The sequence below is a fragment of the Paraburkholderia denitrificans genome, assembly GCF_042655705.1.
Classification (GTDB): Bacteria; Pseudomonadota; Gammaproteobacteria; order Burkholderiales; family Burkholderiaceae; genus Paraburkholderia; species Paraburkholderia denitrificans.
In genome coordinates this window covers 48,345-73,041 of record NZ_JBHSMP010000029.1, presented here as the reverse complement: position 1 = coordinate 73,041, position 24,697 = coordinate 48,345, and the positions used below count along the sequence as shown (strand labels likewise).

Here is a 24,697-nt window from a genome sequence, read left to right as displayed (position 1 = left end):
ATTCTAGCGGTTACCCGCAGGGCCGTAGCCCTTGTTGATGTCGCCTGCTTTTACGCTATGGCTTCAACCCGATCTTTCTGCGGCGGCGCGAAATCATTCGCTTTTTCGGAAAGCGGGCGCTCAACGTTCGGATTGAGGGACAGACTTTGCGCAGCACGCGCGTGCGTCTTGCATGGGCGGACACTTGACCGAGCCATACGAACAGAAGACGCAACAGTCGCCAGACTTGGGAGTCAGCAGGGCCTTGCAACTCGGGCATTCGTAGAAGTAGGTACAGGCGTCGGTCGGCATGACGACAACCGACACGTCCCCGCACTTCGGACAGGTCAACGCGGACTCAAGGATCGGCGAGGTTTGCATCGATAGCACCTGCATCTGTATGGAGTGGATATGATAGGCCGTCCGCGGGAGTACAAGCACCGTCGTGACCAAGTCTACTTGCGTCCACAATTTCCTCGCCGTTGAACCGCGCGAACGGAGTGCGAGTTGTATCAATCTGAGCGAGCACGCATGCAGAACGCGCATAAGCCAGTAGCTGATCCGGGCGATCCCGCCACCTTCTGGATAAAAGCCACACTCCGACGCGGGCCGGCACAAGGTGCGCCCAGGAAACACTGGTATCCTTGCGGGTTTTGTCCTGCAGGCCTACGCCATGAAGCGCCCCCAACTCCTCAGCCCCGCCGGCTCGCTACGCGCCTTGAACTACGCTCTCGCATACGGCGCCGATGCGGTGTACGCGGGCCTGCCACGCTACAGCCTGCGTGCGCGCAACAACGAGTTCCGCAACACGGACTTCCTCGGCAAGGGTATCGAGGCGTGCCGGGCCGCCGGCAAGCACTTCTACTTGACCGTCAATCTGATGCCGCATAACCGCAAGGTCGACACCTTTATCAAGGACTTGTCGGGTGCGGTCGCCCTTGGGCCGGATGCGCTGATCATGGCCGACCCCGGACTGATCATGATGGTCCGCGAGGCGTGGCCCGACATGCCGGTCCACCTTTCCGTGCAGGCCAACACCGTCAATTACGCCAGCATCCGTTTCTGGAATTCGATCGGCGTATCGCGGGTGATCCTGTCGCGCGAACTCTCGCTTGACGAGATCGAGGATATCCGCCAACGGTGCCCCGATACCGAACTCGAAGTCTTCGTGCACGGCGCGTTGTGCATGGCGTATTCCGGCCGGTGTTTGCTCTCCGGCTATTTCAATCACCGCGATTCGAATCAGGGCACCTGCACCAACGCGTGTCGCTGGAGCTATCGCATGACCGAATCCACACTTACGCCCGAAGGCGAACACGTGCCGCGCCACGCGGCAGCGGATCGCGTGTATCTGCTGGAAGAAGAAGAGAACCGCAGCGGCGAATGGATGGAGCTGTCCGAAGACGAGCACGGCACGTATCTGATGAATTCGCGCGACCTGCGCGCGATTGAGCATGTGCAGCGACTGGTCGATATCGGCGTCGATTGCCTGAAAATCGAAGGCCGCACCAAGTCGCACTACTATGTCGCGCGTACCGCGCAGCTCTATACGCGCGCCATCAACGACGCGATCTCCGGCCGCCCGTTCGACGCGGGGCTCATCGGCCGCCTCGACGGCCTCGCGAATCGCGGCTACACCGATGGTTTCCTGCAGCGGCATCACTCCGAGGAATATCAGAACTACCTCAGCGGCGCCTCGGGCAACGCGCGTCAGCAATTCGTCGGCGAATGGCTGGCTTATGACGCGGCGACCGGGCTCACGACGCTCGACGTGAAAAATCGCTTTACCGTTGGCGACACGCTGGAGATCGTGACTCCGGATAGCACGCGCGACCTGACCTTGACTCGCATGGAAAACATCGAAGGACAAGCCTGCGATATCGCGCCTGGGAGCGGCCACACCGTCCGCGTCGACATCGGCGAAACCGGGCCGATGACCCTTGTGGCCCGATATACCGCCGATGACCACGAAGTGCAAAACACGTCTGCCAACACCGCTGCGTAACAACGACACTGCATGGCGCTGCGAGTGGACACATTTGCGTCCGCTCGCAGCGCAATCAAAATCGCCACGCTTCCCGGTCCGAATTAACACGGCAACTAAAAACCGTGCGGGGGGAATGAAAAACTGTTAGCCCGGTTCGTGAAGCGTCTCGTGCAGGCAGTGGTCGATGGGAGCGGAGTCTGCGTCGTCAAGGTCGGCGTTCAGATCGTAGCGCTCGCCTCATTTGCTTCTCGCAGGATCTCGACCGCCTCTCTCAGCACATAGAGCCCGATGACAAACCCGACCAGCAGGTCAACCGCACGAAAGCCTGTCGCCAGCACGATGCCGCCCGACAAGAACACCGCGATGTTGGCCAGGACATCGGCACGCGTGCAGATATAACTCGCGCGCATATGAATCTCGCCGCGCCGGTACTTTGCCAGTTGCGTAAGGACGTAGAGATTGACCGCGAACGATACAACCGAATAGGCCAGCATCACCATACCGATCGGCTCACTGCCGGCGTACCAGCGCCGGATCACCTCGGCTATCATGCCCGCCCCCAGTAGCACCAGGATGCCGCCGGTCCATCTGGCGGCATTCCGCTTGAACGCCATCCCGCGTGTGAATGCCATCAGCGCCAGCGCATAGGCAGCCGCGTCGGTCAACATGTCCAGCGCGTCGGACAGAATTCCCACCGATTGCGCACGCCATCCCGCCACGATACCGACCACGAACATCGCCAGATTCAGAACCAGCGCAATCTTGATCGTCTTCCGTTGGGCGGCCGTATTGGACGAAATCCGAGAACACTCACAGCTCATTCCTGTTCCCCGGTTACCGTTTGTCTGAATGTCGGATGCACTGAAACACTTCGCACCACGCTTCCATGAAAGGCAATTTGACTGCCATCGCTCACGTGGCCGGGCGGGCCGGATTGACTTCGACCGTCAAATGCGACAGCCCCTTGAACCGCTTGAGCACCGCGTGATAGAAACCTGGGCTACGTTGCGCGTCTCGTGTGACAACTGAAACCGCCGCACTCATGTGCCCCGGCCCGACGCGCCAGACATGGAGATCGAGCACGGTGTCGCCGTTGTCTTCGATGACATGACGAACGTTCTCGGCCATGCGCCTGTCCAGATTCATGTCGAGCAAAATACCGCCCGTATCGCGCATCAAGCCCCACGACCAGTTTGCAATCACCAGGGCGCCGATTACGCCCGCAAGCGGATCCATCCAGACCCAGCCAAACGTACGCGCCAGCAGAAGGCCGATAATCGCGAGCACGGAAACCGCCGCGTCGGCAATGACGTGAATGTAGGCCGAGCGGATGTTGTGGTCGCGATTTGCGGCCGCCTGTGCATCGTCGTGATCGTGATCGTGCTCCTCGAACGCAATCTGATGCTCACCATCAGGCAACCGGACGATGGCCCTGAACGCGTGCGGCTCGGGAATGTCGTCCGTCGACTCCAGATAGCCACCGTGATCGGCGAATGCGAAGGTCTGTCGCGTGCCATCGGGGCGAATCGTCGTAACTGAAACAGCATCGGCGCTTAGCTTCGCGGAAACCGTTTCGGGCGTAATGCGAAATACCGGCGGTACACAGTCTTCGAAAACCGACAAAGCAATCACGCCCGTGCTGCCGGAGATGCGATGGACTTCGTCTTCGTGACCGTGATCGTCTTCATGGCCATGACCGTGACCATGGCCGTGTCCGTGGCTGTGCCCATGACTGTGGCCATGGTGGTTGCCGCTCAGCAGCCAGACGCTCGCGAGATTGACGAGCAACCCAAGCACGGCGATAGGAATCGCCTGACCGAAGTGGATGGGCACGGGCGAGAGAAAGCGCAGCACGGCTTCGTACCCAATCAGCAGCGCGATCATGGCAAGCACGATGGCGCTGGTGAAGCCTGCAAGGTCGCCCAGCTTGCCGGTGCCGAATACGAAGCGATTGTCGGCCGCGTACCTGCGCGCGTAGGTGTACGCCAAAGCAGCGATAAGCATCGCGCCGGCATGTGTCGACATGTGCAGACCATCGGCGACGAGCGCCAGCGAGCCAAAAAGACTGCCGCCGACAATTTCAGCCACCATCATCGCGCTGCACAGCGCAATCACCATCCAGGTCCTGCGCTCGTTGTCTTCATGGCCCGCGCCCAGAAAGATGTGATCGTGCCCCGCTCCGAAAGCGGAATTTTCAAAACTGCTCATGATTTCCTCTTACTTGAAGTAGCTGCGGACTACCTCAATCAGCTGCTCGGTGCCGCTGCCGTGCTCGTCGTCCGGCTCTGCGTCGACGAGATGCGTTCGGATGTGATCTTCAAGTACCACGGCAAGCAGGCCGTTCATCGCGCCTCGCGTACTGGTAATGAGTTGGAGCACATCCATGCAGCCGCGCTCTTCTTCGAGTGCGCGCTCAACGGCCTCGACCTGCCCCTTAATGCGGCGAACCCGGTTAAGCAGCTTCTGTTTTTCGCGAATCGTATGGCTCACGACCACCTCCTGAATACGGTAGGGGGCTATATTACGCCAGATAGGGTACCGGGGTATAGGTATCGGTTGAACAGAGTTTGATTGGAGCGTTGCCGGTTCGGCTCTTACGCCGGTCATTCGAGGCGCCGGCTCCTGACTTTTTTCTCTTTGTACAGTGCGCCTCTTCCGGTGACGGGCCTGAGGCAAAATAGACGTGCAAGTCACACGTGACCGGCGGCATCGCGCCGCTTGCGTTGCGCCAATCAGATGCGTGGAGATGCATGATGGAAAACCTCCCGAGAAATTGCTCGACGTTCACTGCGATGGCACTGCTGCTGACGGGTTGTGCCGTCGGCACCGCGCCACAAGGCTGGCAACAAGGCGGGCCACATCTGACCCCAACGGAGTGCCGTGACCTGGCCGCGCTTAGAAGCAACGCGCCTCCGACGATGGCGGAACACCAGAGCGAACTCGTGGCCCTGAGGAAAGCGGGCTACAACCCGTCACCATGGGACGACGATCCATACTACCCAGACGATCTACAGGCGGCGCAACGCCTGGTCAATTACTGGTTCGATACAGAGTGCCAGCAGTTTCTACCGCGGTGAAAAACCCCGGAGCCACGACGGAATATTTTTTCAGAAAGGATCTGAAAGATGAATCAGGATATTGTCGCCAGGGCATCAGAAATCATTAATGCGAAAACGGGCTATATTGGCGGCGGCATGGAGGGATATGCTGCTCTTGCGCTCATCGATGAAGACGGCTATCCCACGGCCTCGACATTAACCATCGCAAAAGCAGACGGCATTAAATGGCTTACGTTTGCCACTTCACTCGATAGAGATTCAGTGCAGCGAATTAAAAACTGCAATCGCGCCAGCGTGTGTGTCAACACCAGCGAATACAACATAACGCTTGTGGGAACGGCTGAAATACTGAACGACGCTCAGACCAAAAATGATATGTGGTTTCCGATCATGGGAAGCGAATGGAGCGGCCCCGATGATCCGGAGTATTGTGTTATACGCTTTACTACAAAACGCTATAGCCTTTTTGTTGGATACGAAGAAGTAAAAGGCACTTTATAGTGGGCTGATTCCTGGGATTCAGCGAAAAAGACAAGGCTGGACCAGAACGTCGAGTGACAGGAACTGGCCGCGCTGCACTCCTCGATCGAGCACGACGATGATCTCCGGCTTGCGCTACACCCAATGCCCTCACGTTGCATTGGGTGCAGCAGTTTTGCGTTGAAGCGACGGCCGGGCTTGACGGTCGCCGCTTCAACGCAAGCGTAGTTATCGGCTAGCCCGGTTTTTTGTGTTTCTCGACCGCAACGCGCTGAGTGACGGAATTAGAAGCGCTCAAGATCGCAGGCAACACGTAGGCGCCAGCAAAAATGCTGGCGCCCTCTTTTAGCGAGCGTCCAGCGAACTCAGCGTTAGTGTGGGGTAACGACGATGGCCACGATTTCGTATCCGGGGTCGGCGTGCACGTGCGCAACTTTTTCCGCTTCTTCATACGAGAGAAAACACTTGGCATCTTCAGTCGCCGGCGCCATGCCGATGTCGCCATCCTCGGCAGCGCAGAGGAACTGGTCACCGGTTTTCACGACGTAAACGGTCGTCATGTCTTCCTCCATGGTTTACCGGGAGACTTTAAGTCTAGCAGGCCGGAACGGTTGCAGACGGCTCGCTCTGATTCTGTTTTCCGGGTGTCATTCGACGATTCCGCTTCCCCGTGATTACGGTTTCTTCACAGGCCGTCAAGCATGAGAGGGCGGCCAAACCCCGCAACAAACCGAACCCCGCCGATGCCGATTTGATTCGTAGCGCCACTCCTCCAGCTGCAATATGAATTGCAGTCCAGATTACTCAAGAACCGGAAAGCCGCTCTCCCATCGCAAACAATACGATGCGGCGCGAGGCAAACGAAAGCGGCGAAAACAATTCGCGGATCGCCCAAACGGCGACGGGACCGATATGCGCTACTGGCATATCGATCCCGTCATCCGTTATCGCCCGATCGATGGCGACAGTACCGCGCGGCTCTTTACTTGCGCTTCAGTTGCGAGATATCCCGCACGGCGCCGCGGTCGGCCGAAGTGGCCAGCGCCGCGTAAGCCTGCAACGCAGCCGAGACCACGCGCTCGCGATTCGCCGGCTGCCACGCACGCGCGCCGCGCGCTTCCATGGCGGCACGGCGGCGCGCCAGTTCCTCGTCGGAGACGTCGAGGTGGATCTTGCGGTTAGGGATGTCGATGTGGATGGTGTCGCCATCGTTGACGAGCGCCACCGTGCCGCCCTCCGCCGCTTCCGGCGATGCATGGCCGATCACGAGACCCGAGGATCCGCCCGAGAAGCGGCCATCGGTGAAGAGCGCGCAGCTCTTGCCGAGGTCCTTGGACTTCAGGTACGAGGTCGGATACAGCATCTCCTGCATGCCCGGACCGCCCTTGGGCCCTTCGTAGCGGATGATGACCACGTCGCCCGGCTGCACCTGGTCGCCGAGGATGCCTTCGACGGCATCGTCCTGGCTCTCGTACACGCGAGCGCGGCCGGAGAACACCCACTGCGACTCGTCCACGCCCGCGGTCTTGACAATGCAGCCCTTCTCGGCCAGGTTGCCGTACAGCACGGCCAGGCCGCCGTCTTTCGAGTACGCGTGTTCCTTGCTGCGGATGCAGCCGCTCTCGCGGTCGAGATCCAGCGAATTGAAGGTGGCTTCCTGGCTGAAGGCGACCTGGGTTGCGACGCCGCCCGGCGCGGCGCGATAGAACTTGTGCGCAGCCTCGTCGGTGCTTCCGTTCACGTCCCAGCGCGCGATCGCAGCGCCCAGCGTGCCGCTGTGCACGTTGCCGCAATCCGGGTCGAGCAGGTCCGCGCGCAGCAGCTCGCCGAGAATGCCGAGGATGCCGCCCGCACGGTGCACGTCTTCGATGTGGTACTTGTCGGTCGCTGGCGCGGCCTTGCACAGGCAAGGCACCTTGCGCGAGATGCGGTCGATATCGGTCATCGTGAAGTCGACGCCCGCCTCCTGCGCCGCCGCCAGCAGGTGCAGCACCGTGTTGGTGGAGCCGCCCATGGCCACGTCCAGCGCCATGGCGTTCTCGAAGGCGCGCTTGGTCGCGATGCTGCGCGGCAACACCGACGCGTCGTCTTCCCGGTAATAGCGGCGGCACAGATCGACGATCAGGCGGCCGGCCTGCTCAAACAAACCGCGGCGCCAGGCGTGCGTCGCAACGATGGTGCCGTTGCCCGGCAGGGCCAGGCCGATCGCTTCGGTCAGGCAGTTCATCGAGTTGGCGGTGAACATGCCGGAGCAGGAACCGCACGTCGGGCACGCGTTGCGCTCGGCTTCCTCGGCCTCGGCGTCGCTCACCTTGGGATCGGCCGCCTTGATCATCGCGTCGATCAGGTCGATCTTGGCGATCACCTGGCCGTCGGCCGGCGACTTGATCTTGCCGGCCTCCATCGGGCCGCCGGAGACGAACACCACGGGGATGTTCAGGCGCATCGCGGCCATCAGCATGCCGGGGGTGATCTTGTCGCAGTTCGAGATGCAGACCATGGCATCGGCGCAGTGCGCGTTGACCATGTACTCGACCGAGTCGGCGATCAGCTCGCGCGACGGCAGCGAATACAGCATGCCGCCGTGGCCCATGGCGATGCCGTCGTCGACCGCGATGGTGTTGAATTCCTTGGCCACACCGCCAGCGGCCTCGATCTCGTGCGCCACCAGTGCGCCGAGGTCGCGCAGGTGAACGTGGCCCGGCACGAACTGGGTAAAGGAGTTGACCACGGCGATGATCGGCTTGCCGAAGTCGCCGTCCTTCATGCCGGTGGCGCGCCACAGGGCGCGCGCGCCAGCCATGTTCCGGCCATGAGTCGAAGTTCGCGATCGATAGTCAGGCATGTGTGTCCTCGAATTTTGTGGTTATCAGGATTCGGCGTTGTGTCCGGGCCTGCTCACGCGCCGTTACGCCGTTTCCGGCGGCGGCAGGCAGTGCGCAAGGGGGCAGGAAAACAAGGAATGGTGCGAGAGGGCCGGTAAGACGTCCAATATATTTTTTCGCGTCGATTAGGTCGGAAAAAATATCAATGGCGTGCGAATCAGGCGAGGACGCAGAGGGTTCGCCTGCCGCGTGCGCCGGGCCCCAAAAAGGAAAAAGCCGCGGTCGTCAAACCGCGGCCTTCGATCTCCAGCGTTCGGCGCGCGAGCCGCAGCGCCGACCAACCCGAGCCGTTACGCCTGCGAATCGGAACTGTCGGCTTGCTGGGCGTTCTCGTCGTCCTTCTTCTCTTCCTCTTTCTTTTCAACCACCTCTTCCAGCTTGCCCGCGCCCTCGAAACCCGCGATGGCCGCGGCAGCCTTCGTCAGGAAACCTGCGTCCGGGTCCAGTTTTTCCGTCGCTTCGACTGCGGCCACTGCACCTACAACCTCGCCTACCTTGTCCAGAATGCCCATACGATCCTCCAGTTGTCAGCTTCCATCGCCGCCGAAAGGCGCCTGCGCGCCCGTTGCGCGCATGCCGCCAGCCACCCGCCGCGCGCCTTCGCACACGCACGAATCGTTTTATTCTGGTCGAGCGACACCAGCCTATCAATCACAATCACCCGCGGTTGACAATATTTAACGATTGAAACGTTTCGCAATTATTGCAGTGCACCGACGGGCAGAGCACTGGCGCTGGCATAATCTCCGTTCCGCCCCACTTCTGTCCGCCGTCGTCATGAGTCTGCATACCTGGTGGCTCTATCTCGCCACCGTCTTCGTGATTTCCGCCATCCCCGGCCCCAACATGCTGCTCATCATGTCGCACGGCGCGCAATACGGCCTGCGCCGCACCAGTGCCAGCATGGCCGGGTGCCTCTCCGCGCTCGTGCTGATGCTCTCGGTGTCCGCAGCCGGACTCGGTGTGTTCCTGAAAGCCTGGCCCGCCATGTTCGACGCCCTTCGCCTGATCGGCGCGGCCTATCTTGTCTACCTCGGCATCAAGGCCTGGGGTGCGCCCGTGCACGACGACGGTGCCCACGAAGCCGATTCGCCTGTCGCGGCGGTTGCGCGGCGCCCCGGCGCGCTCTTTCGCAACGGCTTCCTCGTCGCGAGCAGCAATCCGAAGGCGATCCTGTTCGCCGCCGCGCTGCTGCCGCAATTCATCGACGCCAGCCGCCCCACGTTGCCGCAGTTCGGCATTCTGGTCGCGACGTTCGCCGTCGTCGAGGTGAGCTGGTACCTGGTCTACGGCGGCTGCGGCACGCGCATCGGCACCGCGCTCAAGAACCGCCGCGTCGCGAAGGCCTTCAATCGCCTGACGGGCGGCGTGTTCGTGGGTTTCGGCGCGATGATGGCGCTGATTCGGCAGTAAGCACCCCGCTGCCGAGGCGCCACACTGGCCGCCCGCGTAAAATCGCGCACATCGACCGCTGCTTCGTCCCGACCATGAAGTTCCATCAGAACGCTATCGTCACGGCCCTGCTCGCCGCGACCCTGTTCGGCGTCACCACACCGCTCGCGAAAGCCCTGCTCGGCACGCTTCCGCCGTTCATGGTTGCGGGGCTTTTCTATCTGGGCAGCGGTCTCGGCCTCGCCTTCACGATCGCCGTGCGGCATGGGCGCGGCAAGGCAAGCGCGCCGCACGCCGATAGTCTCCTGAAGGTCGCCGAATTGCCCTGGCTGCTCGGCGCGATTGCGGCGGGCGGCATTGCCGGACCGGCGCTGCTGATGCTCGGCCTGAGCACCGCGCCCGCAGCCGCCAGTTCGCTGCTGCTCAATCTCGAAGGCGTCTTTACGGCGTTGATCGCGTGGCTCTGTTTCCGTGAGAACGTCGACACGCAGATCTTCCTCGGCATGGCGGCCATCGTCGCCGGTGGCGTCCTGCTTTCGTGGCCAGCGTCTCACGCCGGCGTAACGCCGGGAGAACTGCTCGTGGCCGGAGCGTGCCTGTGCTGGGCCATCGACAACAATCTCACCCGCAAGGTCTCGACCAACGACGCGATGGTCGTCGCGTGCCTGAAGGGACTCGTCGCGGGTCCCGTGAATCTCGCCATCGCGTTCGCGCTCGGCGCGCACTGGCCCGATGCGGGCCGGATGGCCAGCGCCATGGCCGTAGGCTTCGCGGGCTATGGAATAAGTCTTGTGCTCTTCGTCGTCGCGTTGCGCCATCTCGGCACGGCGCGCACGGGCGCTTATTTTTCGGTTGCGCCGCTGTTCGGCGTGGCGCTTTCGCTCACGCTGTGGCCCGAGCGTCCCGCGGCAACCTTCTGGCTCGCGACTGCGCTCATGGCGCTCGGCGTGTGGCTGCACGTGCGCGAGCGCCACGAGCACGAGCACACGCACGAGCCGCTGGATCACACGCACCAGCACCGCCACGACGAGCACCACCTGCACGAACACGATTTCGAATGGGACGGCACCGAGCCGCATACCCATGCGCATCATCACGCACCCGTGACGCACAGTCACCGGCATTTCCCGGACGTGCACCACCGGCATTCGCACTGAGGCGCATCGAGCGAAGCGAATCAACGCCAGGTGCAGTTTTTCCCAGGAATGGCGCCTCGCGCGCGTGCACAATGCGACCAGGTCCGTTCGGCGCACGCCGTGAAAAGGAGAGGCCGCAATGACTTCGCTCTTTCGGGAACTCAGACTGGAAACGGATGCGGCCCACGCATGGCGCGCGCTGCGCAATCCGGGCGACGCTGCCCACGCATTCGCGGGCGTGCTCGTGAGCTGCACCTTCGACGGCGATACGCGCACCGTCACGTTTGCTAACGGCGCGGTCGTTCAGGAGCGCATCGTCACAATCGACGAAACGCGCATGCGGATCGCTTACACGGTCTTGAGCGACCCGTTCGAGCATCACCATGCGTCGATGCAGATCGTGCCGGACGGGCCGGGTCACTGCCGCTTCCTGTGGCAGAGCGATTTCCTGCCCGAAGCGCGTCGCGAGATGGTCGAGCCGCTCGTGGACGCGGGATGCGCTGCATTTGCGCGCAATGTAGCGTTTCCCGCACAAGAGCGATACAGACGCACGCAATTAAAGTTGTGACTCCGTAGACGTCACTCCGTCTCGCCGTCGCACATGACAGAAATCTCATCTAGCCGTCATGTTCGCACTCCGCCGCAGCCTTAGGATCGCTCGCAACATTCACGATCCTTGTCTTCCAGCATGCCCACACGCTTGTTGATCACGCTGCTGCTGACTACCGCCGTTGCCACGGTCAGCGCGCAGCCAGTGGTTCCACCCGACAGTAACGTCCCCGAGTCACCCACCGCTCAAGCCACGGCCATCCACCGCCCATCGTCCGATGCCCTGTCGCTCGACGACATCCTCGGCCTCGCCGCGCAGGCAAATCCCATCCTGCGCGGCGCACGGGCTGACGTCGATGCGTCGGCAGGCACCTTGATGCAGGCGGGCACGCGCCCCAATCCGGAGCTGTCGTTCCTGCAGGAAGGCTTCGGCGGAACAGAGCGCACGTCGACGGCGCTCGTCAATCAGACCATCGAACTGGGCGGCAAGCGTCGCGCGAGGCTCGATGTTGCGTCGTACGGCCGCGAGGCCGCGCTCGCGACACTCGAAGATCGCGATGCCGCGCTTCGCTCGCAGGTCATCGCGGCTTTTTATGAACTGCTCGCTGCGCAGCGCCAGCTTCAGGTCGCCGAAGACGCCGCCGCCATCGCCGCCCGATCCGCGGACATCGCAGAAAAACGCACGCGTGCCGGAAAGGTGTCGCCGGTCGAGGCAACGAAAGCGCACGTTGCATCCGTCGGTGTCCAGATCGAACGGGATAACGCAAAGATCCGCGTGGATAGCGCTGCGGAGAAGCTGCAGAACGCCACGGGCAGCGATGCGCTGCGCGGGCGCGCGGTTGCGGGCGATCTGGAAAGCGTGCCTGAGGCGGAACCGCTAAGTGCGCTCGTCGCGCGCCTGAACGATTCGCCGCTCTCACGCGCCGCAAAAGCCGAAATGCTTCGCGCCAACGCGGCAATATCGGTCGAGCGTGCAAAGCGCATCCCCGACGTCACGGTCAGCGCGGGAATAAAACGCGTCATCGCGGGCAGCGTGCGCGATAACCAGGCGGTGGTCGGCATCTCCATACCGTTGCCCCTCTTCGACACGAACAAGGGCGCGATTCTCGAAGCCTCACACAAGGCGCAAAGCGCGTTGGCTGCGATGGACGCGGAAAGCGCCGCCCTTCGGATGGCGCTCGTGCAGGCCTACGCGAGCTTCGAAAGCTCGGCTAGGGAGGTGCAGCGTCTGAAGACCGATGTGCTGCCCGCCGCACGGGGTGCACTCGACGCCATGTCGCGCGGCTACGAACTCGGCAAGTTCAGCTTTCTCGACGTGCTCGACGCGCAGCGCACGCTATTCGAGCAACAGTCCCGCTACGTGCAGTCCCTGGCTGCCGTTCACCTTGCCTACGCAGAGCTGGGCCGCCTCGTGGGCACGCCGATGCCGGGCGTTGCCGCCCACGCAATCAAATAATCTGGAAGGAAATCCTATGCCACGCAAAAAGATCGTGGTCGCCGCCACGGCCGTTGCCATCGGGGCAAGCGCCGCGCTCGCCGTATACGCGCTCACGCGCGACCATTCCCATGACGAGACTTCCGCGATAACGGCAGGCCACGGCCACGACGCGGCAGAAGAGGCTGGCCCGCACGGCGGGACGCTTTTGCACGCCGACGACCTCACCCTCGAGGTCGTATTCACGGAGAAGCCCGATGATGCGCGCCTCGTTGTCTATCCGAGCTACAAGGGCAAACCTCTGGCAGCGGGCGCGCAGCTTTCCGGCACGCTGACCCGCATCGACGGCACAACGGAAAAGCTGCAGTTCGCCGCCTCCGCCGATGGCTACACATCGGTCCGGCCGATCGCGGAGCCGCATGTTTTCGATGCTTCGATCAGCGTCGCGTCGCAAGGCAAGACGACAAGCTTTGCCTGGTCGCGCAGCGATGGCGTTGTCGCCCTCACGCCGGAGCAGATCCAGACCGCCGGGATCACGCTGGCCGAAGCCGGACCCGCAGAGATCGAATCGACGGTGCAGGTGCCAGGCGAGATCCGCTTCAACGAAGACCGCACCGCGCACGTTGTGCCCCGGGTCGCGGGGATCGTCGAACGGGTCGCGGTTTCCGCGGGAGAGCGCGTCGAAAAGGGGCAACTGCTCGCGGTCATTGCGAGTACCGATCTCGCGGACCGCAGGAGCGAACTGCTCACCGCCGAGCGCAGGCTCGCCACCGCCCGCACCGCTTACGAGCGCGAAAAGACGCTGTGGCAGGAGCGTATTTCCGCCGAACAGGATTATCTGCAGGCACAGATGCATCTGCGCGAAGCGGAGATTGCCGCGCAGAACGCGCGCCAGAAACTGCTCGCGCTGAATGCTCCGGTCAATGGCGGGCCGCTCAACCGCTACGAACTGCGCGCGCCATTCGCAGGAACGATCGTGGAAAAGCACGCCACGTCCGGCGAGGCCGTTGCTGCCGACGCGAACATCTTCGTGTTGTCGGACCTTTCGACGGTGTGGGCGGAAATGGCGGTGCCCGCGCAGCATCTCGACGACGTGCGGGTGGGACGCGAAGCGACGGTGAAGGCCGCGGCTTTCGAATCCAGCGCGGCGGGCCGCATCGCCTATGTCGGCGCACTGCTCGGCGAGCAGACGCGCTCGGCGCCTGCGCGCGTGGTGCTGACCAACCCGCAAGGCGTGTGGCGGCCGGGCATGTTCGTCAACGTCACGGTCAAGGCGGGCCAGCAATCGGTGCCGATTGCCGTGAGCAGCGACGCGATCCAGGACATCGACGGCTCGCCCTCGGTGTTCGTGCAGACGGAGAAGGGCTTTGTCGCCCAGGCGGTCAGCACCGGGCGCAGCGACGAGCGGGTCGTGGAGGTGACGAGCGGCGTGAAGCCCGGGCAGCAGTACGTGGCGTCCAACAGCTTCTTGCTGAAAGCGGAGCTCGGCAAAGGCGATGTCGACGAACACTGATATTGCATGCGATTCACAGGTGGCCCGCAACTGGCCGCTTCGAAACAGTTCATAGGAACGTTCCATGTTTGAACGACTGATCCGCTTCGCGATTGCCCATCGCTGGCTCGTCATGCTCGCCGTCGCGGCCATCGCGGCGCTGGGTGTGTTCAGCTACCAGAAGCTGCCCATCGACGCTGTGCCCGACATCACGAATGTCCAGGTGCAGATCAATACGTCCGCGCCCGGCTATTCGCCGCTCGAAGCAGAACAGCGCATCACGTACCCGATCGAGACGGCCATGGCCGGCCTCCCCGATCTCGACGAAACCCGCTCCATCTCCCGCTATGGTCTGTCGCAGGTCACGGTGATCTTCAAGGAGGGCACGGACATCTACTTCGCCCGCCAGCTCGTGAACGAGCGGATTCAGGAGGCGAAGGAAAAACTGCCCGACGGCATCGCCCCCGCGATGGGACCGACCTCGACCGGCCTCGGCGAGATTTACCTCTGGACCGTCGAAGCCGATACTTCGGCGCGCAAAGCCGACGGGACGCCGTACACGTCAGCGGATCTGCGCGAGTTGCAGGACTGGGTGATCAAGCCGCAATTGCGCAAGGTGCCCGGCGTCACCGAAGTCAATTCCATCGGCGGTTACGTGAAGGAATTCCGTATCGCGCCCAATCCGACCCGGCTCATGTCGTATGGCCTGACGCTCGCGGAGGTTGTGCGCGCAATCGAACGGAACAACGACAACGTGGGCGCGGGCTACATCGAAAAGCGCGGCGAGCAGTACCTGGTGCGCGTGCCGGGTCAGGTGGGATCGGTCGACGATATCGCCAACATCGTGCTGACGAACGTGGGCGGCGTTCCGGTGCGCGTGAAGGATATCGCCCAGGTCGATATCGGCAAGGAGTTGCGCACGGGCGCGGCGACGTCCAACGGCGAGGAAGTGGTGCTCGGCACCGTCTTCATGCTGATGGGCGAAAACAGCCGCACAGTCTCGAAAGCGGTCGCGCTCAAGATGGACGACGTGAACCGTTCGCTGCCGCCGGGCGTGAAGGCCGTGCCGGTGTACGACCGTACCGTGCTGGTGGAAAAGGCGGTCGACACCGTCAAGAAGAACCTGCTCGAAGGCGCGGTGCTGGTCATCGTCATCCTGTTCCTCTTCCTCGGCAACATGCGCGCCGCGTTGATCACGGCGCTCGTGATTCCGCTCTCGATGCTCATGACGTTTACCGGAATGGTGAACGCGAAAGTCAGCGCCAACCTCATGAGTCTTGGCGCGCTCGATTTCGGGATCATCGTCGATGGCGCGGTGGTGATCGTCGAGAACTGTGTACGACGGCTCGCGCATGCGCAGACACTGGCCGGGCGGCCCTTGACCCGTGAAGAGCGTTTTGCCGAAGTGTTCGGCGCATCGCGGGAGGCGCGCCGCGCGCTGATCTTCGGTCAGTTGATCATCATGGTCGTGTATCTGCCGATCTTCGCGCTGACCGGCGTGGAAGGAAAGATGTTCCATCCGATGGCGGTCACGGTCGTCATGGCGCTGGTTTCGGCCATGGTCCTGACGGTCACGTTCATTCCGGCTGCTGTCGCGCTGTTCATCGGCAACCGCGTGGAGGAGAAGGAAAACCGCCTGATGGGCTGGGCGCGGCGCGCCTACGAGCCGATCCTCGCGCGCGGCCTGGCCCGGCCGAAGCGGGTACTGGCAGGCGCGGCGCTGATCGTCGGCTTGACGCTTGCGCTTGCAACGAGACTCGGCAGCGAGTTCATTCCGAGCCTCAACGAAGGGGATCTGGCGGTCGCGGCGCTGCGCATTCCGGGCACGAGCCTCTCGCAGTCCGTGGAGATGCAGAAAACGATCGAGCGCACGCTCAAGGCGCGCATCCCCGAGATCGAGCGCGTGTTCGCCCGAACGGGCACGGCCGAGATCGCAGCCGACCCGATGCCGCCGAATCTCTCCGATGCATACGTCATGCTTAAACCCACTGATACGTGGCCGGATCCGAAGAAGCCGCGCGAGCAGCTGATCACGGAAATCGAGGCCGTGCTCGAGTCGATCCCCGGCAATGCCTACGAGTTCTCGCAGCCCATCCAGTTGCGCTTCAACGAACTGATCTCGGGCGTTCGTAGCGACGTCGCCGTGAAGATCTTCGGTGACGACATGGACGTGCTCAACCAGACCGGCGAGAAGATTGCGGCGGCGCTGCAAAAGGTGCCGGGCGCTTCCGAGGTCAAGGTCGAGCAGACGACCGGCCTGCCCGTACTGACGATCGAACTCGACCGGGAGAAGCTCGCCAGATACGGCGTGGCGGTCACGAACGTCCAGGACACGGTCGCCGCCGCAGTGGGTGGCCAGAAGGCGGGAACGCTCTTCCAGGGCGACCGGCGATTCGACATCGTCGTGCGGTTGCCTGAGGAACTGCGCTCGGACGTCGAGGCGATCAGGCGTATTCCGATCGCATTACCGATCACGGCATCCGCGGGCACGAGCGGCCCGCTGGTGCAGGCGCCCTATGTACCGCTGGCCGAACTCGCTACGGTTCAGGTCAGGCCCGGTCCGAACCAGATCAGCCGCGAAGACGGCAAGCGCCGTGTGGTGGTCAGCGCGAACGCGCGGGACCGCGATGTCGGGTCGTTCGTCGCGGCGGCCCGCGAACAGATTGCACGGGACGTGCCGATTCCGGCCGGATACTGGGTATCGTGGGGCGGTCAGTTCGAACAACTGCAAAGCGCAAGCGAACGCCTGAAGGTGGTCGTGCCGCTCGCGCTCTTCATGGTGTTCGTCCTCCTCTTCGTCATGTTCAACAACGTGAAGGACGGCCTGCTTGTATTCACGGGCATTCCGTTCGCATTGAGCGGCGGCATTGTGTCGTTGTGGATGCGCGGCATTCCGCTGTCCATTACCGCAGCAGTCGGGTTCATCGCCCTTTCCGGGGTCGCGGTGCTCAATGGTCTGGTGATGATTTCGTTTATCCGCAACCTGCGCGAGGAAGGGATCAGCCTCGATGCCGCCGTTCGCGAGGGCGCGCTGACCCGCCTGAGGCCCGTGCTGATGACGGCGCTGGTCGCGTCGCTCGGCTTCCTGCCGATGGCGTTCGCGACGGGAACGGGTTCCGAAGTGCAACGCCCGCTCGCAACAGTCGTGATTGGTGGCATCCTCTCGTCCACGGCGCTCACATTGCTGGTGCTCCCGGTGCTGTACCGCGTATGCCATTCGATTTCGCTGCGTGACGCATTCGGCGCCCGCATGGCGCGGGGCCTTCGTGGTGAAATGCCGCGCTAGACGCGATACAAGAGACATCGATTTCAAGGTAATAAGTAATGCGAATACTGCTTGTGGAAGACGAGCAAAAAACAGGCTCCTATCTCCGGAAGGGATTGACCGAGGCGGGCTATATCGTCGACTGGGTCGAGGACGGCATCTCGGGTCAGCACCAGGCCGAAACGGAAGACTACGACCTGCTGATCCTCGACGTGATGCTTCCCGGGCAGGACGGCTGGACGCTGCTGCGCAATCTCCGGCGCAGCAGATCCACGCCGGTGCTGTTCCTGACCGCGCGGGACGACGTAGGCGACCGCGTGAAGGGACTGGAACTCGGTGCGGACGACTACCTTGCAAAGCCATTCGATTTCGCCGAGCTGACCGCGCGGGTGAAGTCGATCCTGCGCCGCGGCCAGCCGCGCGACACGAACACGCTGCGTGTGTCGGATCTCGAACTCGACCTGACCCGCCGCAAGGCGACGCGGCAGGGCGACACCATTCTCCTGACCGCGAAGGAATTCGCCTTGCTGTGGCTGCTCATGCGGCGCGAGGGCGAGATCCTGCCCCGGGCCACGATCGCTTCCCAGGTGTGGGACATGAATTTCAGCAGCGACACCAATGTCGTCGATTCCGCGATCCGGCGCCTGCGCTCGAAAGTGGACGATGCCTACGAGCCCAAGCTGATCCATACAGTTCGCGGCATGGGTTACGTGCTGGAACAGCGGGCCGGCGCTGCCTGATGCTCTCGCGATTGCTTCCGAAGACGCTGCGCGCGAGGTTGACGGTTCTCATCGTCATCCCGACATCCGTGGTGCTCGCGCTAAGCGGAATCGCCCTGTATGAAGCGTTGCGCAGCCGGATCGATGCGACTGCATCGGAGCAGATGGAAAGCACGATGGCCGCGCTCAAGGCACATCTTTCCGACGCGCAGTCGACGGACGAGGTCGCGCGCAATGCCGAGGTGTGGATCGATCAGTTGCATGGTCACGAAACCATGGAGATGGCGATCTTCGATATGGCGGGCAACCGCTTACTCAGCACGAGCGGATTTCCGTTATATCCCGAGGCACGATCGTTGAAGGCCGACCGGCCGACCGCGCTCACGCCGCAACAATCGGGAATCCGCTATCTCGTCGCGGTCACCCGCCTCGGAACGGATAACTTCGTGCGCGTGGTTATCCAGTACGACGGTTCAAGCGATGCCGCGCTGTTACGCGCCCATGCGTGGACAATCGTGCTGATCGAGGTCCTCGGCGTCGTGCTCACGGCGGGCCTGGCCTACGGCATTGCCATGGTGGGGCTGAGCCCGCTTCGCCGCCTCGTCGCGCGGGCCGAGGCACTGTCCTCGAGCCGCCTCGCGCAGCCGTTGCCCGAACTCGATACATCGGGCGAACTCAAGGAACTCGAACACGCTTTTAACGGCATGCAGCAGCGCTTGCACGAGTCTTTCACGCGTCTGAGCCAGTTCTCCTCGAACCTGGCGCACGACATGCGCACGCCGCTGACGAACCTGCAAGCCGCCGCCCAGGTGGCGTTGTCCGCACCGCGCACGTCCGATGAATACCGCGAGGTGATCGAGTCGAGCATCGACGAATACCAGCGTCTGTCGAGGATGATCGAGGACATGCTGTTTCTTGCAAGAGCGGAAGACGCGAGCGCGCTGGTCGCAATCAGGACCCTCGATGCGGCCGCGCAGGCACAGCGCGTCGCGGGCTTTTACGAGTCGGTGGCCGAAGACGCCGGCGTCACCATCGAAGTTCGCGGGCAAGCCGAACTCGATGCCGACCTGCTGCTGTTCCAGCGCGCACTGAGCAACCTGCTGTCGAACGCGCTCCCTCACGCGCCACACGGCTCGACGGTGCTCATCGAGTGCGGCGAGGACAACGAAGCCGCGACGATCTCGGTGTCCGACTCGGGCGCGGGCATCCACGCCGCGCATCTCGAACGGATCTTCGAGCGCTTCTACCGGGTCGATCCGTCCCGCCACAACTCCGCTTCGGGCACGGGGCTGGGGCTCGCGATCGTCAAATCGATCATGGACAGTCACGGCGGGCGTTGTGGCGTCGACAGCCAGCCCGATGTGCGTACAACCTTCTGGCTGCGCTTTCCCCGTGTGCAACACGCACAACGCCACGACACTGCCGCTGCTGGATAGGGACAGCCGGGACGGTCGCCAGACGCGCGCCGTTCTCGTTGCCGAACCGCAGCTGGAGCCTGTGCAGGAAGATCGGCTCACAGGTTCATCTGCCCGTCGAAATACCGTGCGTGTCGCATGTGTCGCATGTGTAATTGGGCGGCGAACGCCGGACTTGACAGTTAGTTGCATTCGCATGCTTTATATGCGTTTGCAACGACTTCCTATTGATAATCGACAACGACCATTGCGGTGCTGGGGCGACCGGCGTCAGGCGACGCGCATTGCCGCCGCGTCCTTAAGGTTTCCGTCAGGTTTTCTCTATAAGATCGCGCACCGCGCACACGCGCATCCTGATCGACCTGACACCGCCGAACGTGAACGATACGACAACCGACATCTGGTCCGAGTGGCTGCTTCATCATCGTCATGGTGGCGACGCGTCTTACGAGCGGCATATCCGCACCGAGACGACGAAGTACGCCGATCGTGTGCTGGACTTCGTCCGCCTGAGTCCGCGGATGAAACTGGCCGACATCGGAACCGGCGATGGTCTCGTCGCGTTTCGCGCCATCGAGCGCGCGGGCGACGCCTTGCAGGTGATCATGACCGATGTCTCCGCACCGTTGCTGCAACACACGAGCGAGCGAGCCGATGCGCTCGGCGTTCGTGGCCAGTGCGAATTCATTCAAGGTTCGGCAGACAGGCTCGACGGCATCGCCGACGAATCCGTCGACGCCGTGACGATGCGCGCCGTGCTCGCCTATGTCGCCGACAAGCCTGCGGCAATGCGCGAACTATTCCGGATTCTCAAGCCGGGCGGCCGCTTCTCGATTGCGGAACCGATCCTGCGCGACGACGCGCTCGAAGTCTGCGCCTTGAAGACGATCGTCGAAACGCGCGGGCAGAACGCGGACGACCCGTTTCTTGCCCTGCTGCTTCGCTGCCGCGCCGCGCAGTTTCCCGATACGCACGAAAAGGTCCGAGCGCTTCCCATCACGAATTACGGTGAGCGCGATCTGGTTCGTTACGCCATCGACACCGGATTCACGGCCATTCATCTGGAACTGCACATCGATGTCGCCACCGACGACGCGCCGTCGTGGCAGACCTGGCTGCGCACGTCGCCGCATCCCTTGGCGCCTTCGTTCGAGTCGATATTCGACACGCAATTTACGCCCGAAGAGCGGCAGTTCATGGAAGCGCGACTGCGTCCGTTAGTCGAAAGCGGCCAGCAATTCAACGCCCAGCGCATTGCATACCTCACAGCGCAAAAGCCGTTGTGACAAACGCTGTGCCGATGGCCGCCGCGATACAAAGCACAACGACGATCAGCGGCGGCAGGCGCCAGCGGACCAGAAGAAAAAATGCGCTCGCCGCAATCGCGAAGTCGACCGGCGACCAGACGGCACTAATCCAGACAGGCGAATACAGCGCGTGAGCGAGCAAGCCGACAACGGCTGCATTGACCCCTGCGAGCGCGGCAGCGGCGGACGGTCGGGCGAGCAAGGTCTGCCAGCACGGCACGGCGGCAATGACGAGCAGCAAACCCGGCAAGAAAATGGCCACAGTGGCCAGCAGCGCGCCCGTCCAGTGATTCGGCGGCGTGGCCATGATCCAGCCAAGAAAGGCCGCGAAGGTAAAGAGCGGGCCGGGGACGGCCTGCGCCGCGCCATATCCGGCAAGAAAATCGTTCGACGATACCCAGCCGGTTGCGACCGTCTGTTGCTGGAGCAACGGCAGCACGACATGACCGCCCCCGAAAACGAACGCGCCCGACCGGTAAAACGCCTCGAACAAGCGGACGTACTGTGCGGCACCGCTTTCGTGCAGCAGCGGCAAGCCCAGCAATAGCGCAACAAACAGCGTCAACGCTGCAATGGCGGCCTTGCGGGTCACAGCAAACGCGGGAATGTCGTAAGAAGCTGCGGGCACAACATCGTTCGCCTGCATGCGGCAGAGCGCGAGGCCAAGCACGGCGCCCGCCGCAATGACGGCAAGCTGCGCATACACACTGGTGAGCAGGCTGAGCAACGTAAGGGCGATCAGTGCAATCGCCACGCGGCGACGGTCGGTGCACAAACGGCGCCCCATGTCCCAGACGGCCTGCGCCACGACGGCGACCGCGACGAGCTTCAATCCATGGACGAGTGCAACACCCGTTGGCCCCGCAACGTTCGGCGCCGCGATCGCGAAGGCGATCATCAGAAGCATCGACGGCAGCGTGAATCCGCACCAGGCGGCAAGGCCGCCAGCCCATCCGGCCCGGAGCAACCCTATCGCAAAGCCCGTCTGGCTGCTGGCTGGCCCGGGCAAAAACTGGCAGAGCGCGACGAGATCGGTGAACGCCTCGTCGTCCATCCAGCGACGTCGTTCGACGAATTCACGTCGAAAGTAGCCGATGTGGGCAATCGGGCCGCCAAAGCTCGTCAACCCGAGCCGCAAGAACACCAGAAACACTTCCAGCGTGCGCTCGACACACGACGACTGTCGCGATGACGTCTGCTCCCCCATTCGCTGCCCCCTGTTCATCGCAACTTCGACTCGACGCCAACACTATTCGCCGTGGCCACCGGAACGAGCGCTGGCGAACCCGATCCGGTGTGCTTGACGAAAATAAACGAAGCGAACGAATCACAGCTCAAAAACGCGCGGCTTAAAAGCACGCACCTGCACGCGGACCACTCGCATACAATCACAAACAGCGCAAAACCGCTATTACCGGCATGAATGTTTCCGGTCCACCCCGAAGCAACGCGGTGTCACTTGTCCATGAAAATTCTCCTCGTTGAAGACGACGACCTGATTGGCAGCGGCGTGGAAATCAGCTTGCGCCAGGCCGGATACGACGTCGAGTGGTTACGCGACGGGCGCGACGCCGCCATCGCGCTCGCCACGACGCGCTACGCGCTGCTCGTGCTGGACCTCGGCTTGCCGGGCCGGTCGGGGAACGACCTCCTTCGCTCGCTGCGTGAAGCGGGCGACACCCTCCCTGTGCTGGTTCTGACCGCGCGCGGCACGGTCGCAGACCGCGTCCGGGGCCTCGACGCCGGCGCGGACGACTACCTCGCCAAGCCCTTCGAGCTTTCCGAAATGCTCGCGCGCTGCCGCGCGCTCGTGCGGCGTTCGCAAGGGCGCGGCGGCGAGGCGCTCGTCTGGCGCGACATTAAAGTCGATCTGACCACACATACCGTCACGCGCAACGAGAGCCGCATCTCGCTCACGTCCAAAGAATGGTCCATCCTGGTTCAGCTCCTCACGCATCAGGGCATGCCGCAATCGCGCACGCGTCTTGAAGAGCAGCTTTACGGCTGGCAGGAAGGCATCGAGAGCAATGCGATCGAAGTGCACGTTTCGAACCTGCGAAAGAAGCTCGGCACGGAGTTGATCCGCACCGTTCGCGGCATTGGTTACGTTATCGAAAAACCATGATGTCGCGCTCGATACGCCATCGCCTTTCGTTGACGGTGCTGTCCTGCGTCTGCATCGTCTGGATCGTGGCGGTGTTCGGCAGCTTCCGGCACGCCTCGAACGAGGTTCAGCAATGGGAGGATGCGCGGCTTGTCGAATACGCCTCGCTCATCATCCGGTTCGATCGCGCGGATCTGCACCGGTTCGCGGATATTCCCCTCAATGTGCAGATCGAGCTCGCGAAACCGGACGACCAGGGTATTGCCGAATCCGATAGCGACGTGCTGCCACGACGCGTGCTCTTCGAGGTACTCGACGCAACCAGCAGCAAGATCGCATCTAATATCCCGCAGGACAACGCCACGCAGGACGCGTGGACCGGCGTGCAGCCGCAGCCCTGGACGGCAGACATCGACGGCACCGCGTGGCGCCTCTACGCGCTGCACGACGATGCCACCGGCCGGACGGTGCGGGTGATGGTGGCCTCCAACACGGGCAGCGACTTCGCGGCGGGCACGGCCCGGCAAATCGTCTGGCCGGTACTCGCCGCCCTGCCTGTGCTTGCAGCGCTGCTCTGGTATGCCATCGGTCGCAGCCTCACACCGCTCAAGACGCTGTCCACCACGATCCGCGCGCGCGACGCCGATTCGCTCGAACCCATCGGCATCGCCGCCGTGCCGGCCGAGGTGCGAACCCTCGTCGACGCCATCAATCGCTTGCTCTCGCAACTAAGCCAATCGATCGTGCGCGAGCGCGCATTCACGTCCGACGCCGCACACGAATTGAAGACTCCGCTTGCGGCCATCAAGATCCAGGCGCAGGTCGCACTGGCCGCGAACGATCCTTCGATTCAGCGGCTCGCGATGCAACGCGTCGTTCAGGGCGTCGACCGCAGCGCCCGCCTCGCCGAGCAGTTGCTCCTGCTCGCGCGGCTCGACGAGTACGAGCGCATTCCGGCCAGCGCCGTGATGACGGGCGAACTGGTGGACGAGGCCGTCGCCCGTCACGCCGCGAGCGCGCGCGAGAAGTCGATCGCGATTGCGGTCAGGCGCGAGGGCGCGCGAGCCATTCACGCCGACCCGGTGCTCATCGCCATCCTGCTCGACAACCTGCTCGATAACGCCGTCAAATACGGCACGCCCGAAGGGCACATCGAGATATCGCTGTTCGGGCGCGGCGCGATGCAATGTCTTGCTGTTCGTGACGACGGACCCGGGGTGAGCGATGCCGAGCGCGCACGGCTGACCGGACGCTTCTATCGCGGCGACGCTGTGCAATCGCCTGGCAGCGGACTCGGACTGTCGATCGTCGAACGCATCGCGCAGTACTTCAACGGTGCCGTGCAATTCGATACGGGCCTCGAAGGGCGAGGCCTCGCGGTGATCGTCGAATTCCCCGCAGCGGAGCACGACCTTGACGATACGCAAAGTGCCTCGATTCACGACGGCGAATACGTACACGGCGAGAAGCTGCCTCCTTAATCAAGGGGGGAA

General features: G+C 62.9%; 22 protein-coding genes. 14 read left to right on the top strand and 8 right to left on the bottom strand.

All coding sequences use genetic code 11. The features are described 5' to 3' along the window. Positions 1 to 120: 120 nt before the first annotated feature. Positions 121 to 360 (bottom strand): GDCCVxC domain-containing (seleno)protein, encoded by a 240-nt coding sequence (locus tag ACFPTO_RS20385; protein WP_377714178.1) that lies wholly within the window; start codon positions 358 to 360, stop codon positions 121 to 123. 292 nt (positions 361 to 652) lie between these two features. Between ACFPTO_RS20385 and trhP the strand changes: the two genes are divergently transcribed. Further along, on the top strand, positions 653 to 1,984 hold the full coding sequence (gene trhP / locus ACFPTO_RS20380) for a prephenate-dependent tRNA uridine(34) hydroxylase TrhP (RefSeq protein ID WP_377714176.1): 1,332 nt from the start codon (positions 653 to 655) through the stop codon (positions 1,982 to 1,984). Between the two features lie 200 nt (positions 1,985 to 2,184). Here trhP and ACFPTO_RS20375 read toward each other — a convergent pair whose 3' ends face one another. The 3 genes from ACFPTO_RS20375 to ACFPTO_RS20365 form a co-directional block, all read right to left on the bottom strand. Further along, positions 2,185 to 2,787, bottom strand: a complete 603-nt coding sequence (locus ACFPTO_RS20375) for a cation efflux transmembrane domain-containing protein (protein ID WP_377714174.1) — start codon at positions 2,785 to 2,787, stop codon at positions 2,185 to 2,187. 91 nt (positions 2,788 to 2,878) lie between these two features. Then, complete coding sequence (gene dmeF, locus ACFPTO_RS20370; protein ID WP_377714172.1) at positions 2,879 to 4,174, bottom strand: CDF family Co(II)/Ni(II) efflux transporter DmeF; 1,296 nt, start codon at positions 4,172 to 4,174, stop codon at positions 2,879 to 2,881. Positions 4,175 to 4,183: 9 nt separating this feature from the next. Beyond that, positions 4,184 to 4,456 carry a metal/formaldehyde-sensitive transcriptional repressor gene (locus ACFPTO_RS20365; RefSeq protein WP_377714170.1) on the bottom strand — a complete coding sequence of 91 codons (273 nt, stop codon included), beginning with the start codon at positions 4,454 to 4,456 and terminating at the stop codon, positions 4,184 to 4,186. 263 nt (positions 4,457 to 4,719) lie between these two features. Between ACFPTO_RS20365 and ACFPTO_RS20360 the strand changes: the two genes are divergently transcribed. Beyond that, on the top strand, positions 4,720 to 5,043 hold the full coding sequence (locus ACFPTO_RS20360; protein WP_377714205.1) for a DUF4148 domain-containing protein: 324 nt from the start codon (positions 4,720 to 4,722) through the stop codon (positions 5,041 to 5,043). A gap of 48 nt (positions 5,044 to 5,091) precedes the next feature. Then, positions 5,092 to 5,526 (top strand): pyridoxamine 5'-phosphate oxidase family protein, encoded by a 435-nt coding sequence (locus ACFPTO_RS20355; RefSeq protein ID WP_377714168.1) that lies wholly within the window; start codon positions 5,092 to 5,094, stop codon positions 5,524 to 5,526. 350 nt (positions 5,527 to 5,876) lie between these two features. On the opposite strand, the gene ACFPTO_RS20350 is transcribed toward ACFPTO_RS20355, so the two are convergent. The 3 genes from ACFPTO_RS20350 to ACFPTO_RS20340 all read right to left on the bottom strand — a co-directional run bounded on the left by ACFPTO_RS20350 (position 5,877) and on the right by ACFPTO_RS20340 (position 8,902). After that, a complete protein-coding gene (locus ACFPTO_RS20350; protein ID WP_377714166.1) occupies positions 5,877 to 6,065 on the bottom strand; it encodes a hypothetical protein in 189 nt (62 codons plus the stop codon). Between the two features lie 422 nt (positions 6,066 to 6,487). Continuing rightward, on the bottom strand, positions 6,488 to 8,350 hold the full coding sequence (gene ilvD, locus ACFPTO_RS20345) for a dihydroxy-acid dehydratase (protein ID WP_377714165.1): 1,863 nt from the start codon (positions 8,348 to 8,350) through the stop codon (positions 6,488 to 6,490). 330 nt (positions 8,351 to 8,680) lie between these two features. Then, complete coding sequence (locus ACFPTO_RS20340; RefSeq protein WP_377714163.1) at positions 8,681 to 8,902, bottom strand: hypothetical protein; 222 nt, start codon at positions 8,900 to 8,902, stop codon at positions 8,681 to 8,683. A gap of 265 nt (positions 8,903 to 9,167) precedes the next feature. Between ACFPTO_RS20340 and ACFPTO_RS20335 the strand changes: the two genes are divergently transcribed. The 9 genes from ACFPTO_RS20335 (at position 9,168) to ACFPTO_RS20295 (ending at position 21,079) form a co-directional block, all read left to right on the top strand. Beyond that, positions 9,168 to 9,803 carry a LysE family translocator gene (locus ACFPTO_RS20335; RefSeq protein WP_377714162.1) on the top strand — a complete coding sequence of 212 codons (636 nt, stop codon included), beginning with the start codon at positions 9,168 to 9,170 and terminating at the stop codon, positions 9,801 to 9,803. A gap of 74 nt (positions 9,804 to 9,877) precedes the next feature. Then, a complete protein-coding gene (locus tag ACFPTO_RS20330) occupies positions 9,878 to 10,939 on the top strand; it encodes a DMT family transporter (RefSeq protein ID WP_377714160.1) in 1,062 nt (353 codons plus the stop codon). A 118-nt stretch (positions 10,940 to 11,057) separates the two neighbouring features. Next, a complete protein-coding gene (locus ACFPTO_RS20325) occupies positions 11,058 to 11,486 on the top strand; it encodes an SRPBCC family protein (protein ID WP_377714158.1) in 429 nt (142 codons plus the stop codon). Between the two features lie 120 nt (positions 11,487 to 11,606). Beyond that, complete coding sequence (locus ACFPTO_RS20320; RefSeq protein WP_377714157.1) at positions 11,607 to 12,923, top strand: TolC family protein; 1,317 nt, start codon at positions 11,607 to 11,609, stop codon at positions 12,921 to 12,923. 16 nt (positions 12,924 to 12,939) lie between these two features. Then, complete coding sequence (locus ACFPTO_RS20315) at positions 12,940 to 14,415, top strand: efflux RND transporter periplasmic adaptor subunit (protein ID WP_377714155.1); 1,476 nt, start codon at positions 12,940 to 12,942, stop codon at positions 14,413 to 14,415. A gap of 64 nt (positions 14,416 to 14,479) precedes the next feature. Next, positions 14,480 to 17,680, top strand: a complete 3,201-nt coding sequence (locus ACFPTO_RS20310; RefSeq protein ID WP_377714154.1) for an efflux RND transporter permease subunit — start codon at positions 14,480 to 14,482, stop codon at positions 17,678 to 17,680. 38 nt (positions 17,681 to 17,718) lie between these two features. Continuing rightward, positions 17,719 to 18,399 (top strand): heavy metal response regulator transcription factor IrlR, encoded by a 681-nt coding sequence (gene irlR / locus ACFPTO_RS20305; RefSeq protein WP_377714152.1) that lies wholly within the window; start codon positions 17,719 to 17,721, stop codon positions 18,397 to 18,399. Further along, positions 18,399 to 19,814, top strand: a complete 1,416-nt coding sequence (locus tag ACFPTO_RS20300; protein WP_377714150.1) for a heavy metal sensor histidine kinase — start codon at positions 18,399 to 18,401, stop codon at positions 19,812 to 19,814. Before irlR ends, ACFPTO_RS20300 begins: the two co-directional genes overlap by 1 nt. Positions 19,815 to 20,170: 356 nt before the next feature. Further along, complete coding sequence (locus ACFPTO_RS20295; protein ID WP_377714148.1) at positions 20,171 to 21,079, top strand: class I SAM-dependent methyltransferase; 909 nt, start codon at positions 20,171 to 20,173, stop codon at positions 21,077 to 21,079. On the opposite strand, the gene chrA is transcribed toward ACFPTO_RS20295, so the two are convergent. Next, positions 21,057 to 22,307: a chromate efflux transporter gene (gene chrA / locus ACFPTO_RS20290; protein WP_377714146.1), complete on the bottom strand. Its 1,251-nt coding sequence runs from the start codon at positions 22,305 to 22,307 to the stop codon at positions 21,057 to 21,059. The two genes, ACFPTO_RS20295 and chrA, sit on opposite strands and share 23 nt — an antisense overlap. 258 nt (positions 22,308 to 22,565) lie before the next feature. On the opposite strand from chrA, the gene ACFPTO_RS20285 reads away from it, so the two are divergent. Next, a complete protein-coding gene (locus tag ACFPTO_RS20285; RefSeq protein WP_377714144.1) occupies positions 22,566 to 23,225 on the top strand; it encodes a response regulator in 660 nt (219 codons plus the stop codon). After that, a complete protein-coding gene (locus ACFPTO_RS20280; protein ID WP_377714142.1) occupies positions 23,222 to 24,685 on the top strand; it encodes an ATP-binding protein in 1,464 nt (487 codons plus the stop codon). The genes ACFPTO_RS20285 and ACFPTO_RS20280 overlap by 4 nt, the downstream gene beginning before the upstream one ends. The last annotated feature ends 12 nt before the right edge of the window (positions 24,686 to 24,697 follow it).